The sequence below is a fragment of the Lysinibacillus sp. FSL P2-0066 genome, assembly GCF_037969495.1.
GTDB lineage: Bacteria > Bacillota > Bacilli > Bacillales_A > Planococcaceae > Lysinibacillus > Lysinibacillus boronitolerans.
In genome coordinates this window covers 2879460-2891577 of record NZ_CP150202.1, presented here as the reverse complement: position 1 = coordinate 2891577, position 12118 = coordinate 2879460, and the positions used below count along the sequence as shown (strand labels likewise).

Sequence of the window (12118 nt, the reverse complement as noted above, 5' to 3'; positions counted from 1 at the left end):
CTGTGAATACAAAGAAACGTTCATTTACATTGGTGGTTGGAAAATACGTGGTTTAGATGGAAGTGGCTCGGGAGGCGTAAATGATGCACTTTGCCTAGATGACCGTCTTCTTCCAGCAGTCTTACTATTGCCTCCAGCAGCCTTACTATCGCTTCCTGCTGCTTCAGTTGCTCCACCGCCAGCGGAAGGAAGTCCTTGGAATCCTTTATATAATTTTAAGAGTGATGGAATATTTTTCACCATCGGCATAGCTTGTTGGATATAAGGGGTATAGGTTTTGGCTGTATTAAATAAACTGTTGGCTTGCTGTAAAAATGAGCCGACTTTCGAAGCTTCTTGCACAGGTGGCATCGGCATTTGCCCTCCAAATGAACCTATTCCATTAGCCATTGGAAAGCCGCCTGGAATTCGTGGTTGAACAGGGAAGCCTCCAGGCGGGAAAAAGGACTGTGGCGACATCTGTGGAGGTGTTTGCATGGGCATGGGCATTCTCATGCCACCCGGATACATTGGGTATGGATAAGGTGGTCGAAATACCATAATGATCTCCTTTCTACTTGTTTTTCATTGATGACATACCTGACTATAGCTATGATATGCAAAGGCTAATAGGAGGGTTCGATAAAGATCAATAAAACAACAACAACCCACGATCCTTATATGGAAATTCACAGAAGTGACATATTACTTTTTGCTTGTGAACGTATTATATGTAGTCCAAAAAATTGTGCCACAAGTGAACCTTAAAAAAAACGCCGAGCAATTACTCGACGTTTTCTTTCTCTTGATTCAGCTGGTGTTCAAACACTGACTGGATTAAGATAAAAGCCCACTACTGATGGCACAGATTTTGAAGAGGGGCTTTTTAAGCAAGCTCAAAAAATCTGGACACCATTACACTGAGGCGTTATGGATGCTATTTTATGCTTGTGAATTTACAAGAATTTTAATATGATTACGTTCCTTCATTAATGCCTCAAAGCCTTCTGTTACCACTTCATCAAGAGCAATTCGTTTCGTAACAAGCTTGTCTGCAGGGAAGTAACCTTGGGTCATCAGCTCCATTACGGCTGGGAAAATATCGCGGTAGGCAATAATTCCTTTGACTGTTCGCTCTGATAGAACGATATTGTTCGGTTGGATAGCAGCTGTAGACTCCCAAATCGACACGATGATTGTTTCACCTTCAAAAGTTGTTGAGTCAATAGCTTGTTGTAAAACCACAGGAACGCCCGTTACTTCAAAGGCAACATCTACACCACCATTTGTTAATTCATGCAGACGCACAACGGCATCTTCCTCTTTAGGGTTAATGACGGCTGTTGCACCAAGTTCTAAAGCTTTTGCGGCACGCTCTGCTGAAAGCTCTACAGCATAGATTTCTGCTGCGCCTGCTGCACGTAATGCTTCAATAACAAGAAGCCCGATTGGTCCTGTTCCAAAGACGGCAGCTTTGTCACCGGCTTTTAATTTACTTTGACGCACGGCATGTAAAGCGACTGCCGCTGGTTCTACAAGTGCTCCTTGCTCATAAGAAAGCCCTTCTGGCATTTTGTGAACCATTTTTTCATCTACCATTGTATATTCGGAGAATCCTCCGCCACCGCCTGAAAGACCGTGGAAACCTAAATGTTTACAAATATTATATTTACCTTTTTTACAAGCAGCACATTCGCCACATGCAAGGATTGGTTCTACTACTACAGGATCTCCTATTTGAACAGATGTTACACCATCGCCAATTTCAACTACTTCTCCTGAAAATTCATGTCCCATCACAATGGGTGCGATGTCTTTACTTACATAGTGAGGTTGCTCCACTGGAATAAAGATTGGCCCAGCTGCGTATTCATGTAAATCACTGCCACAAATCCCTGTCCAATGTACTTTAATTTTTACTTTTCCAGGTGCGATGACTGGTTCTTCAATGTTTTCTACACGGATGTCTTTTGCTTTATACCATCTTGCTGCTTTCATAATCTACCAACCTCCCATAATATATTACAGCTCTATCATAACATGTGGGAAATCTGCTAATCATTAGTTCCCTATAAATTGACATAAAAATTACATATTACAAGCGTTTTCGAACATTGTTGCAGCGCTTTTTTGATTGCATATTCTGCGTATTTCAAGTACCTTTGATAAGGGCTTTGTTACGGTGATAATAAAACATTAAAAATATGTTTATGCTAGTAAGAAATAGAACGTAAATATACCTTAAAGTTCGAATCATGGTACAATGAAAAAGATGTTAGGAGGAACGAATGATGTCAAAATATACTGATTATAATTTTCAGCCATTTTTGCAGGACGCCATTGCAAATCTAGGCTTTACAGAACCGACACCAATTCAAAAAGAAATTATTCCGCTTTTATTAAAAGGAAAAAGTGCTATTGGACAGGCACATACAGGAACAGGGAAAACACATAGTTTTTTAATCCCGATTGTTCAACGTATTGATGTAGAAAAACAGGAAGTACAGGCTGTTATTACTTCTCCTACTCGAGAGTTAGCACAACAAATTTTTGATGCATTAAATCAATTAATAGAAGGAACTGCGATTCAAGCAAAACTATTTATTGGGGGTACGGACAAACAACGCTCCATTGATAAATTAAAAACACAGCCACAAATTGTTGTTGGAACACCAGGACGTATTCGTGACCTTGTTTCAGCACAAGCGTTATTTGTGCATACAGCACCAATCTTAGTTGTTGATGAAGCGGATCTAGCTTTTGATATGGGCTTCATTGAAGAGATTGATGGATTTGCTTCACAGATGCCAGAAAAGCTTGAAATGTATGTTTTTTCTGCAACAATTCCAGAAAAACTTCAGCCATTTTTAAAGAAATATATGGAAGCGCCAGTGCACGTCCATATGAATGATAAACGACCAGTGGCAGAAGGCATCGATTTTGTGCTTGTACCAGTGCGCTCAAAATCGCGTAATAAACGTTTATTAGAAGTCATTGAGGGCATTAATCCCTTTTTAGCTGTTATCTTTACCAACACACGTAAAACAGCAGAACACGTTGCTGGCTACTTAAATGAGCATGGTATCCGTTGTGGTCAAATTCATGGTGACTTAAGTCCACGTGATCGTAAAAAAATGATGAAGCAAATCCGTGAGCTTGACTACCAATACATTGTAGCAACTGACTTAGCTGCTCGTGGTATTGATATCCAAGGCATTTCTCATGTTATTAACTACGAGATTCCAGAAGACTTAGAATTCTTTATTCACCGTGTTGGTCGAACAGCGCGTGCAGGCAATAAAGGGACAGCCATTACATTATTTGAGCCATCAGACGAGGATGCAGTAGTTCGCGTAGAAAAAATGGGCATTCCTTTTGTACAAAAAGATGTAAAAGATGGCGAATGGACAGAGTTAAAAGAGCGTCATGCACGTAAAAATCGTGTGAAGCAAGAAAATGAAATTGATGTGAAAGCAAAAGCGTTGGTACGTAAGCCTAAAAAGGTAAAACCTGGCTACAAACGTAATATGAAGTGGGAAATGGAAAAAATTAAAAAACGTGAACGTCGCTTAAAAGCACGAGGTAAAAAATAAGGGGGCTTTAACATGTTACTTGGCTCACATGTTTCGATGAGCGGGAAAGAAATGCTACTTGGCTCTAGTAAAGAGGCACTGTCATACGGAGCCAATACATTTATGATTTATACTGGAGCACCGCAAAATACGCGTCGCAAAGCCATTGCTGACTTAAACATCATGAATGGACTCCTGCATATGAAAGAGCATGGTATGACCAATATTGTTGTACATGCACCTTATATTATTAATATTGGCAATACAGAAAAACCAGAAACATTCCGTCTCGGTGTAGATTTCCTACAATCGGAAATTGAACGTACTGCAGCACTGGAGGCAACGCAAATTGTGTTACATCCTGGTGCCCATGTAGGAGCTGGTGCTGATGCTGGTATTGCTAAAATTATTGAAGGTTTAAATGAGGTTTTATCTCAAGACTATCCCGTTCAAATTGCATTAGAAACCATGGCAGGGAAGGGGACAGAATGTGGACGTTCCTTTGAAGAGCTTGCTAAAATTATTGATGGTGTAACAAATAACGAGCGACTTTCTGTATGCTTTGATACTTGTCATACACATGATGCTGGCTATAATATTGTGGAAGATTTTGATGGGGTATTAAACGAATTTGATAAAATAATAGGTGTGGAACGCATTAAAGTATTGCATATCAATGACTCCAAAAATGTGCGTGGTGCAGGTAAGGATCGCCACGAAAATATTGGCTTTGGTCATATTGGCTTTGATGCCCTCAACTATGTAGTACACCATCCACAATTAATGGATGTTCCTAAAATTTTAGAGACACCGTTTGTCCCTCTCACTAGTGACGCTAAATCTAAGGTAGCTCCGTATAAAGTGGAAATCGATATGTTACGAAACGGTACATTTAAGCCTGAGCATATTGAAGCTTTAAAGGGCTAATATAACTAACCCGAAATCAGGCTGGTTCTGATTTCGGGCTTTTTTTATTTTGTAAACAAGGCAATCAGTTGGCGAGAGCGCTTTCTCCCTAAAACAGCTTCCACTTCAACAAGAATATCTTTAGGAATACCTAAAAATAGCCAAGAAAATGAGAATTGCTCCAAATAAGGTCGAAGTTTTTTTACTTCAGAAGTCGTAATGCTAAAACCTTCTTCACGAGCAATCGCGACAATTTCCTTATCCGTGCTTTGTGCTAATTGCTGTAAAAATTGAATACTCAAAGTCAATCCTCCTTTATCCCATTTTATTTTCACGAAATCATTTACACACTTGCCATCAGCCTATTCGAAAAAGCATCCATCTTCTTTTCTTTACAAAAACTGCACTTTCCTTTATACTTACAATTTGTAAATCGTAATGATTTTGAATTAGAAAGAAGCGATCATGCATGAAAACAACACTTATTGACATTGAAAATGTGTCATTTCAATATGACTATACGCAAGTTTTAAAAAACATTTCTTTTCGTGTAGAAGAGGGAGATTTTTTAGCACTTCTCGGTCCAAATGGTTCGGGAAAATCAACATTATTAAAAATTATTTTAGGTTTGTTGAAACCTTTATCCGGTGAAATAAAGCTATTTGGTGAAACAAGCGCAAACTTTAAGCACCGTGAATGGATTGGCTATGTCTCACAAAAATCCAATGCCTTTAATTCTGGGTTCCCAGCAACCGTGCAAGAGGTCGTGAAAAGTGGATTAACAAAAAAATTAGGGCTTTTTAAAAGACCTGGCCGAGACGCCAAAGACAAAGTTCAAGAAGCTTTAAAGGCAGTTGGCATGGATGCTTATATGAATCGCAATATTGGAGAATTATCTGGTGGACAACAACAACGTGTTTTTATTGCAAGAGCTTTAGTCAGTGATCCCAAACTGCTCATTTTAGATGAGCCAACTGTCGGCATTGATCACGAGAACGTGCAGTCATTTTATGATATGCTGGCGAAATTAAATCGGGAACAAGGAATTACGATGATTCTTGTCACACACGATGTCGATACGGTATCAAATCGTATTAGTCATGTGGCATGTTTAAATCAAACCATTCACTTCCACGGCTATAAAAATGAATTTGATAATATTTCTCAGGACGCGCTAGATGCTTGGTATGGCCATTCCGTGAGAAAGATTCATTAGAAGGAGTAGGCACATGATTGAAGCAATTTTACATTATGAATTTTTACAAAATGCCTTTTTCTCTGGATTATTAATTGGCATACTTGCACCACTGCTGGGGGTGTTTATTGTTGTACGTAGGCTGTCCTTGATTGCCGATGCTTTGTCACATGTAACACTCGCTGGAATCGCTGGGAGTTTATACATCAGTCAATCTGTATCAGCCTTAGCAATGCTCAATCCTATTTATTTAGGTATACTAGCCTCTGTTAGTGGCTCTATTTTGATTGAGCGTTTAAGACGTTTATATAAGCACTATGAGGAGCTTGCCATTCCAATCATTATGTCAGGTGGTATTGGGATTAGCGCCATCTTTATCTCACTTGCCAGTGGCTTTAGCACAGATTTAATGAGTTATTTGTTTGGCTCGGTTTCTGCTGTATCTCGTCAAGATTTATGGGTGGTGATCGGAATTGCTGCCATTGTAATTATTTTTTTGTTTTTATTTTTTAAAGAATTATTTGTTTTGTCTTTTGATGAGGAATATGCAAAAGCTAGTGGACTTCCAGCTCGTTGGGTTCATCTTTTATTTATGATTGTGACTGCGCTTGTCATTGCGGCAAGTATGCGCATAGTAGGTATTTTACTTGTATCATCTCTGATGACATTACCTGTCGCAGCAGCAATGCGCTTGGCAAAGGGCTTTAAGCAAACCATCATTTATGCTATTGTTTTTGGAGAAACTGCTGTACTAATTGGTCTAATTAGTGCATTTTATATGGATTTAGCACCGGGAGGCACAATTGTTGTCACTTCTATTTTGATTTTGTTACTTGTAATCCTAGGAAAGAAAGTAGCATTTAAAATGGCTGCAAAGCAGGGGGAGGTAGCGCAATGAATATTTCAAGAGCGTGGGAAATATTAAAGGAAAATGGCTATAAAAAAACAGATAAACGGGAGTTAATATTAGATATGTTTGCAGCAACAGATAAATATCTAACAGCCCGTGATTTATTGGATGTTCTAAAAAAGGATTTTCCGGGAATGAGTTTTGATACCATTTATCGTAACCTTGCTACTTTTGTGAAACTTGGGATATTAGAAGAAACAGAGCTATCAGGGGAACGTAATTTCCGTATGCACTGTGAATCTGCACATCATCACCATCATTTTATATGTATGGATTGTGGCAACGTCAAAGAGCTTAATCTTTGTCCAATGGAAATGTTAGGTGAAAAATTACCTGATTATGAAATTGAAAATCATAAGTTTGAAATATATGGTAAATGCCCGGATTGTAAGCATGAAACGCTGTCACATTAAATATGACAGCGTTTTTTCGGGTACCTGTATAAGGCTACCCTCTATATTAATTAAGCTACAGCCACTCGACGAATCGCAACAATTTTATTGCAATCTACGATTAAAGGAGAAGCAGCAGCTGCACCTGGCTCAAGGAAGTATGCACAGCAATTTCTTGGATCGAGGGAAATGAAAGTCACACCTAAGAAGCTAACACCTCCAGATAAGAAGATATCTAGTGTAGTAGCTAGCTCTAATTTTCTTAATTGGTGGCAAATACAGCCTCTACAGTGGCTGCTCATTCTTGGTGTACATTTTTCTTCTTTTTTACAATGGCATTTTTCCTCTTTTTGGCAATGACATTTTTCAACTTTACGTTGACAGCATTTTTCCTCTTTTTTAGGACATTTACAGCCTTGCCAGTTCATATGTGACATATATCTTTTATCTTCCATTGCCTAGACCTCCCTTCTTCTAGTTTCGTAAAGGTAACCCTTACAGTAATAATCTATGTTTGGTGCATAGCCAGAGACTGGCGATATGTCCGATAGGCAGCTTAAAAATCTATATTTTTCTCAAAAACTTTTGCAATGTGTAAAGCCCTAAGCTGAAATATTGCTATAAACATCTAATCAAGCTAATTGTATGGGGATAGATTTCTTATTTCCTTCGACAAGCGCGAAAAAAAGATGAGTCTTTACCGAAATGGAAAGACTCATCTTTTAAATAGAAGTTTATTGATGTTTTTGTTGGAAATTTACCATGAAATCTCGTAAAGCTTCGCAAGCCTCAAGTGGCACTGCATTATAAGTGGAAGCACGACAGCCGCCAACAGAACGATGTCCATTTAGCCCAACAAAACCTGCTGCCTTTGCCTCTGCAAGGAATTGTTTTTCCAGCTCCTCATCTGCAACACGGAATGTAATGTTCATTAAAGAACGGCTTTCAGGTGTGGCATGGCCTTTGTAGAAACCATTACTATTGTCAATGGCATCATAAATCACTTTTGCCTTTAATTCATTATGTTTTTCAATTGCTGCTACGCCGCCTTTAGCTTCTACCCATTTTAATACCTCGCCGAGCATATAGATCCCGAATGTCGGAGGTGTATTATAAAGGGAATTACTATCAGCATGTGTTGTATACTTTAACATCGTTGGTATATTTTTATTTGCTTTTTCAAGTAAATCTTTGCGAATAATCACGACCGTTACACCTGAAGGGCCAAGGTTTTTTTGAGCTCCTGCATAGATGATACCGAATTTTTCAATATCCACTGGTTTTGATAGGATGTCACTTGACATATCCGCCACTAATGGAACATTTCCTGTGCTAGGGAAATTTTTCCATTGTGTACCATATATCGTATTATTGGATGTGATGTGAACATATGCATCATCTTCATTGAATTGAATATCTTCTAAAGCAGGAATATTGCGGTATTGGTTTTCTTTTGTGCTTGCAGCTTCAACAGGTGTCCCAAATAATTTAGCTTCCTTAAAAGCTTTCTCAGACCATGAGCCTGATAATACATAGCTAGCTTTTTGCTCAGTTGTTAAGAAGTTCATAGGCACCATTGTAAACTGAAGGCTTGCTCCACCCTGTAAGAATAGTACCTCATAGTTTTCTGGAATAGCATAAAGTTTTTTTAATAAAGTAATAGCTTCATTATGTACTTCATCGAAAATGGCACTTCGGTGACTCATTTCCATAATGGACATACCTGAATCACGGAAGTTTACTAATTGCTGTTGAGCATTTTCTAATACTTCTTGTGGTAGAGCAGATGGACCTGCGTTGAAATTGTATGCACGTTGTGTCAAAGTGGTACACTCCTTGTTTGGTTAATAACAGAACTTTACTGGATTATAACCTAATTTTCAAGAGGAAAAATAAAATTCTTAATATTTGAGCAGAATGGCGACAGGCTCGCAACAAAATGTACACATTTAAGCAGGTATTTTTCATTAAAAACGAACAAACAGAAGGGTATTTTTGAAATTAAGTTATATTTTCCGTATATTAAATATTTTTCATTGCAATAAAAATGATATTGTTCGTGTTTTTGCTTGTAAATATTTCCTTGGTAGAAGCGTGAAACGGACAGGCTAAAGCAAAACTATCCAATCGATTGTTAGGGAAAGTTCCTTATTACTTTACGAGAGGTAAGCAAGTTTTTGTATAATATTATTAAGAAAAGAAAAAGAGGTGTTCAGGATGTTTACTGTAGAGAAAGCTTGTTTAGTAGTTGTAGATGTGCAAGGAAAGTTAGCAACAATAGTTGATGACAGTGAAACGGTAATTGAAAATGTAGCAAAGCTAGTACAAGCGATGCAGGCACTCGAAGTACCTATTTTGTGGCTAGAACAAAATCCAAGTCGATTAGGTGGAACGGCACTTGATATTGCACAGCATTTACAAGGGCAACCTATTGCCAAAATGGCCTTTAGTGCGTGCCAAGAAGAGGCATTTGTAGAAGCGATGAAGGAAAATGGACGTTCTCAATTCATTGTCACAGGTATCGAAACACATATTTGTGTGTATCAAACGGCTAGACAACTGAAAGAACAAGGATTTGAAGTAGAGGTTGTTGTAGACGCCGTATCTTCTCGAACAAAGGCAAATAAAGAAATTGGGCTTATGAAGATGAATGCCCTTGGTATTTATCCAACTAGCACCGAAATGATCTTGTATGAGCTATTACAACGTGCAGATCATGAACATTTTAAAACCATTTTGAAGCTTGTTAAGTGACATGAAGCTAAAATTGAAACAATTGGTCTGTGTATTCCATTCAATGTAATAACAATTTTGCTTTCAATAGAAATGTATAAAAATATATTGATTTTATATAAAAAACAGTAGATGTTTGATGGGTCAATAGACCTTGTCTAAGCATCTTTTTTTATTAAATCTGCATAAAGTGTGACATTACTCATATAAAAACTTAGCCATTCTAAATGTTGTATACTATAATAAAAAACCGGGATTCATTATAGGGAAATAACTATTAATGAGGATGATGACGATGATAAGAAATGTTAGATGGTGGCTGTTAATCGTGAGTGTAGTTTTTCTTTCAATCAGTTGTACAGGTAAAGAAGTAAAAGTAGAAAAAGCTCCTCTTTCATCAACGGAACAATTTGTTATCGAAGATTTACTGAATGATAAGGGACTATTAAGGACAGATTTAACAAACCAAAAGGACATATTTTTATCAGAGTCGGTAGGGTTATGGTTGGCGTATTTATTAGAAAAAGATGATCAGGTTCGTTTTAATGAGCAGATAAATGTTATGAAATCATACTTTTTAGCAAATGATTTTATTGTCTGGCGTATAGAGGGGACTAGAAAGGCTTCTGTTAATGCATTAATTGATGATTTGCGAATCATTCGTGTTTTACTGTCAGCAGGTGAAAAGTGGCAAGATTCAACTTACTTACAATTGGGTAAAAAAATTGGAGAAAACTTAGTTCGGTATGGAATGAATGAAGAACTGTTTGTTGACTTTGTCGATGTTGACAGTCATAACAAAGCCAATACGCTAACGATTAGCTATATCATGCCTTCAGCTTTTCATGAGATGGAAGAAAACGGTCTTTTATCCCAACAGCAAGTCCAACATCAGTTAGCTATTATACAAAATGTGCCACGAGCTAACGCAGGGTTTTTTCCAAAATATTATGATATTACCACTGAAAAATATGTATTTGACAAAGAATTACACATGATTGATCAATTATATACAGCTTATCATCTTGCCTCTATCGATGGGGACACTGCAGTATTTAAAGACTGGCTATTAAACCTTCTGAAAAGAGACAATAAATTATATGGTCGTTATAATCCTCAAACGAATCAACCAACTGTTGACTATGAGTCACCAGCTGTTTACGCCATGGCAGCGCGATATATGCTTGCAATAGACGAACAGCAAATAGCACAGGAGTTTATTGAGAAAATGGAAAACTTAAAGGACCCTACAACAGGTTATGTTGATAAAAGGTCAACGCATAGTTTTGATAATTTGCTACCACTATTAGCCGAAAGGGAGGTAAAAAATGCACACAACAATGACTAGAAATAGAGCTATTTTTGTCTATGGAACCATCCTTATTTTACTCTTACAAATACCTACTTATTTTTTATTGCGTTTGGATGCTGACCTCATACATCTGAGCAGCTTATCTCACAAGGGTTTTTACCTGAGGCAATTGGCCAATATGTGTTTATAACCAAAAATTTCTGGCAGCTTAAAGAGCCTTTATTATGGATTCATTCATTAGAAAATACTTCTGTAAAAGGTGACTTTTTTACTTACTTGAAGGAGACGAATTCACAGGCAGATGCTGCGATTGAAACAAAAGAAGGGCAATTTGTTGTAGCCGTAAATCAAAATGCTGATAAGGAAGATGGGAAAGTAGCGAAAAAAGGCGACATATCCTATGTTTTAATTGCAGAATTTGTTGGGCTCATCCTTGTCATCGCAGTCATATTGTTTATCATCCTTCGTAAACGAAAGAAAAATCAACTGAAACAATAAAAGCAAAGTCGCGAATGTGCGACTTTGCTTTTTTATGCAGGCATGTCCGTTGGTGTTGGTTTTGCATAGCCCTCTTTATACGTGTCATCGATGAACTGACGAATTTCTTTTAAGCTCTTGCCTTCTTTGTGCAGTTGTGCCGATTGGACAGCAATCTCTAAGCACACTAAACAGCGTGTCCCATGATCATCCCAAACAATCGAACCATCCTCACGTTTTTCCTGAATAAAGCAATTTAAATTACTTTTATGGCCAGCAGATTCACCACAGCCGCAGTAGCACGGCATCCATTCAAGAATCTCTGTCGATTGTCCAGCTATTTGATAGACCAAGCGAATATTTTCTTGTTTGCCCTCTAAAAAGGTCGGTAGGACATCAGCAGAAGCAGTTTCCTCTTGGATATCACCAGATGCCTCCGCATGGTCATGGCCTTCATGTGAAGCATCATTTGCTTTAGGAGTGGTTTCAGCACTGTTCTTATTTTCTCCACAAGCACTTAATAACAGTAACGCCAATACAACAAAAATAGTAATCGATTTCTTCAAAAATAGCGCCTCCTACATGTTTACAATGCTTCCATTATAACATCGTTTTCTTAAACATTTACAGGCACAACGTTGA

At 37.9% G+C, this 12118-nt stretch carries 14 protein-coding genes; 8 read left to right on the top strand and 6 right to left on the bottom strand.

The genetic code is table 11. The annotated features are described in order from the left end of the window. Nucleotides 1–24: 24 nt before the first annotated feature. Together vrrA and MKZ14_RS14465 are read right to left on the bottom strand one after the other, a co-directional pair. Complete coding sequence (gene vrrA, locus MKZ14_RS14470) at nucleotides 25–540, bottom strand: VrrA/YqfQ family protein (RefSeq protein WP_036076218.1); 516 nt, start codon at nucleotides 538–540, stop codon at nucleotides 25–27. Nucleotides 541–921: 381 nt separating this feature from the next. Beyond that, entirely contained in the window at nucleotides 922–1977 is a 1056-nt protein-coding gene (locus MKZ14_RS14465) for a 2,3-butanediol dehydrogenase (RefSeq protein ID WP_036076217.1), read from the bottom strand. 293 nt (nucleotides 1978–2270) lie between these two features. Here MKZ14_RS14465 and MKZ14_RS14460 point away from each other — a divergent pair, with 293 nt between their 5' ends. Both MKZ14_RS14460 and MKZ14_RS14455 read left to right on the top strand, forming a co-directional pair. Then, nucleotides 2271–3572, top strand: a complete 1302-nt coding sequence (locus MKZ14_RS14460; protein ID WP_016993509.1) for a DEAD/DEAH box helicase — start codon at nucleotides 2271–2273, stop codon at nucleotides 3570–3572. Nucleotides 3573–3584: 12 nt separating this feature from the next. Then, the gene (locus MKZ14_RS14455; RefSeq protein WP_016993508.1) at nucleotides 3585–4478 is read left to right on the top strand and encodes a deoxyribonuclease IV; all 894 of its coding nucleotides are present in this window, start codon (nucleotides 3585–3587) and stop codon (nucleotides 4476–4478) included. A gap of 44 nt (nucleotides 4479–4522) precedes the next feature. Here the strand turns inward: MKZ14_RS14455 and MKZ14_RS14450 are convergent, their stop codons facing one another. Then, complete coding sequence (locus MKZ14_RS14450; RefSeq protein ID WP_004227236.1) at nucleotides 4523–4759, bottom strand: Nif11 family protein; 237 nt, start codon at nucleotides 4757–4759, stop codon at nucleotides 4523–4525. Nucleotides 4760–4926: 167 nt separating this feature from the next. Here MKZ14_RS14450 and MKZ14_RS14445 point away from each other — a divergent pair, with 167 nt between their 5' ends. From MKZ14_RS14445 to MKZ14_RS14435, 3 genes are read left to right on the top strand one after another with little or no spacing between them, the layout of a single operon-like run. Next, nucleotides 4927–5673 carry an ABC transporter ATP-binding protein gene (locus MKZ14_RS14445; RefSeq protein ID WP_036076215.1) on the top strand — a complete coding sequence of 249 codons (747 nt, stop codon included), beginning with the start codon at nucleotides 4927–4929 and terminating at the stop codon, nucleotides 5671–5673. Nucleotides 5674–5686: 13 nt separating this feature from the next. Beyond that, on the top strand, nucleotides 5687–6550 hold the full coding sequence (locus tag MKZ14_RS14440) for a metal ABC transporter permease (RefSeq protein WP_016993506.1): 864 nt from the start codon (nucleotides 5687–5689) through the stop codon (nucleotides 6548–6550). Next, nucleotides 6547–6975: a Fur family transcriptional regulator gene (locus MKZ14_RS14435; RefSeq protein WP_004227247.1), complete on the top strand. Its 429-nt coding sequence runs from the start codon at nucleotides 6547–6549 to the stop codon at nucleotides 6973–6975. The genes MKZ14_RS14440 and MKZ14_RS14435 overlap by 4 nt, the downstream gene beginning before the upstream one ends. Before the next feature lie 50 nt (nucleotides 6976–7025). On the opposite strand, the gene MKZ14_RS14430 is transcribed toward MKZ14_RS14435, so the two are convergent. Then, entirely contained in the window at nucleotides 7026–7409 is a 384-nt protein-coding gene (locus MKZ14_RS14430) for a hypothetical protein (protein WP_016993505.1), read from the bottom strand. A gap of 279 nt (nucleotides 7410–7688) precedes the next feature. Then, nucleotides 7689–8777: a 3-phosphoserine/phosphohydroxythreonine transaminase gene (serC, locus tag MKZ14_RS14425; RefSeq protein ID WP_333005803.1), complete on the bottom strand. Its 1089-nt coding sequence runs from the start codon at nucleotides 8775–8777 to the stop codon at nucleotides 7689–7691. Nucleotides 8778–9171: 394 nt separating this feature from the next. Between serC and MKZ14_RS14420 the strand changes: the two genes are divergently transcribed. From MKZ14_RS14420 to MKZ14_RS14410, 3 genes are all read left to right on the top strand, one after another. Beyond that, nucleotides 9172–9708, top strand: a complete 537-nt coding sequence (locus MKZ14_RS14420) for a hydrolase (RefSeq protein WP_339280164.1) — start codon at nucleotides 9172–9174, stop codon at nucleotides 9706–9708. A 274-nt stretch (nucleotides 9709–9982) separates the two neighbouring features. Continuing rightward, on the top strand, nucleotides 9983–11035 hold the full coding sequence (locus MKZ14_RS14415) for a hypothetical protein (RefSeq protein ID WP_339280163.1): 1053 nt from the start codon (nucleotides 9983–9985) through the stop codon (nucleotides 11033–11035). 144 nt (nucleotides 11036–11179) lie between these two features. Continuing rightward, complete coding sequence (locus MKZ14_RS14410) at nucleotides 11180–11497, top strand: hypothetical protein (RefSeq protein WP_312126962.1); 318 nt, start codon at nucleotides 11180–11182, stop codon at nucleotides 11495–11497. Between the two features lie 32 nt (nucleotides 11498–11529). Here MKZ14_RS14410 and MKZ14_RS14405 read toward each other — a convergent pair whose 3' ends face one another. Continuing rightward, nucleotides 11530–12042: a PCYCGC motif-containing (lipo)protein gene (locus MKZ14_RS14405; RefSeq protein WP_016993502.1), complete on the bottom strand. Its 513-nt coding sequence runs from the start codon at nucleotides 12040–12042 to the stop codon at nucleotides 11530–11532. Nucleotides 12043–12118: the final 76 nt, after the last annotated feature.

Excerpts from the sequence above, each read along its gene's own strand:
- MKZ14_RS14445 (WP_036076215.1), top strand. The coding sequence starts at position 4,927 with ATGAAAACAACACTTATTGACATTGAAAATGTGTCATTTCAATATGAC.
- vrrA (WP_036076218.1), bottom strand. The coding sequence starts at position 540 with ATGGTATTTCGACCACCTTATCCATACCCAATGTATCCGGGTGGCATG.
- MKZ14_RS14460 (WP_016993509.1), top strand. The coding sequence starts at position 2,271 with ATGTCAAAATATACTGATTATAATTTTCAGCCATTTTTGCAGGACGCC.
- MKZ14_RS14440 (WP_016993506.1), top strand. The coding sequence starts at position 5,687 with ATGATTGAAGCAATTTTACATTATGAATTTTTACAAAATGCCTTTTTC.
- MKZ14_RS14455 (WP_016993508.1), top strand. The coding sequence starts at position 3,585 with ATGTTACTTGGCTCACATGTTTCGATGAGCGGGAAAGAAATGCTACTT.
- MKZ14_RS14415 (WP_339280163.1), top strand. The coding sequence starts at position 9,983 with ATGATAAGAAATGTTAGATGGTGGCTGTTAATCGTGAGTGTAGTTTTT.
- MKZ14_RS14430 (WP_016993505.1), bottom strand. The coding sequence starts at position 7,409 with ATGGAAGATAAAAGATATATGTCACATATGAACTGGCAAGGCTGTAAA.
- MKZ14_RS14465 (WP_036076217.1), bottom strand. The coding sequence starts at position 1,977 with ATGAAAGCAGCAAGATGGTATAAAGCAAAAGACATCCGTGTAGAAAAC.
- MKZ14_RS14435 (WP_004227247.1), top strand. The coding sequence starts at position 6,547 with ATGAATATTTCAAGAGCGTGGGAAATATTAAAGGAAAATGGCTATAAA.
- MKZ14_RS14420 (WP_339280164.1), top strand. The coding sequence starts at position 9,172 with ATGTTTACTGTAGAGAAAGCTTGTTTAGTAGTTGTAGATGTGCAAGGA.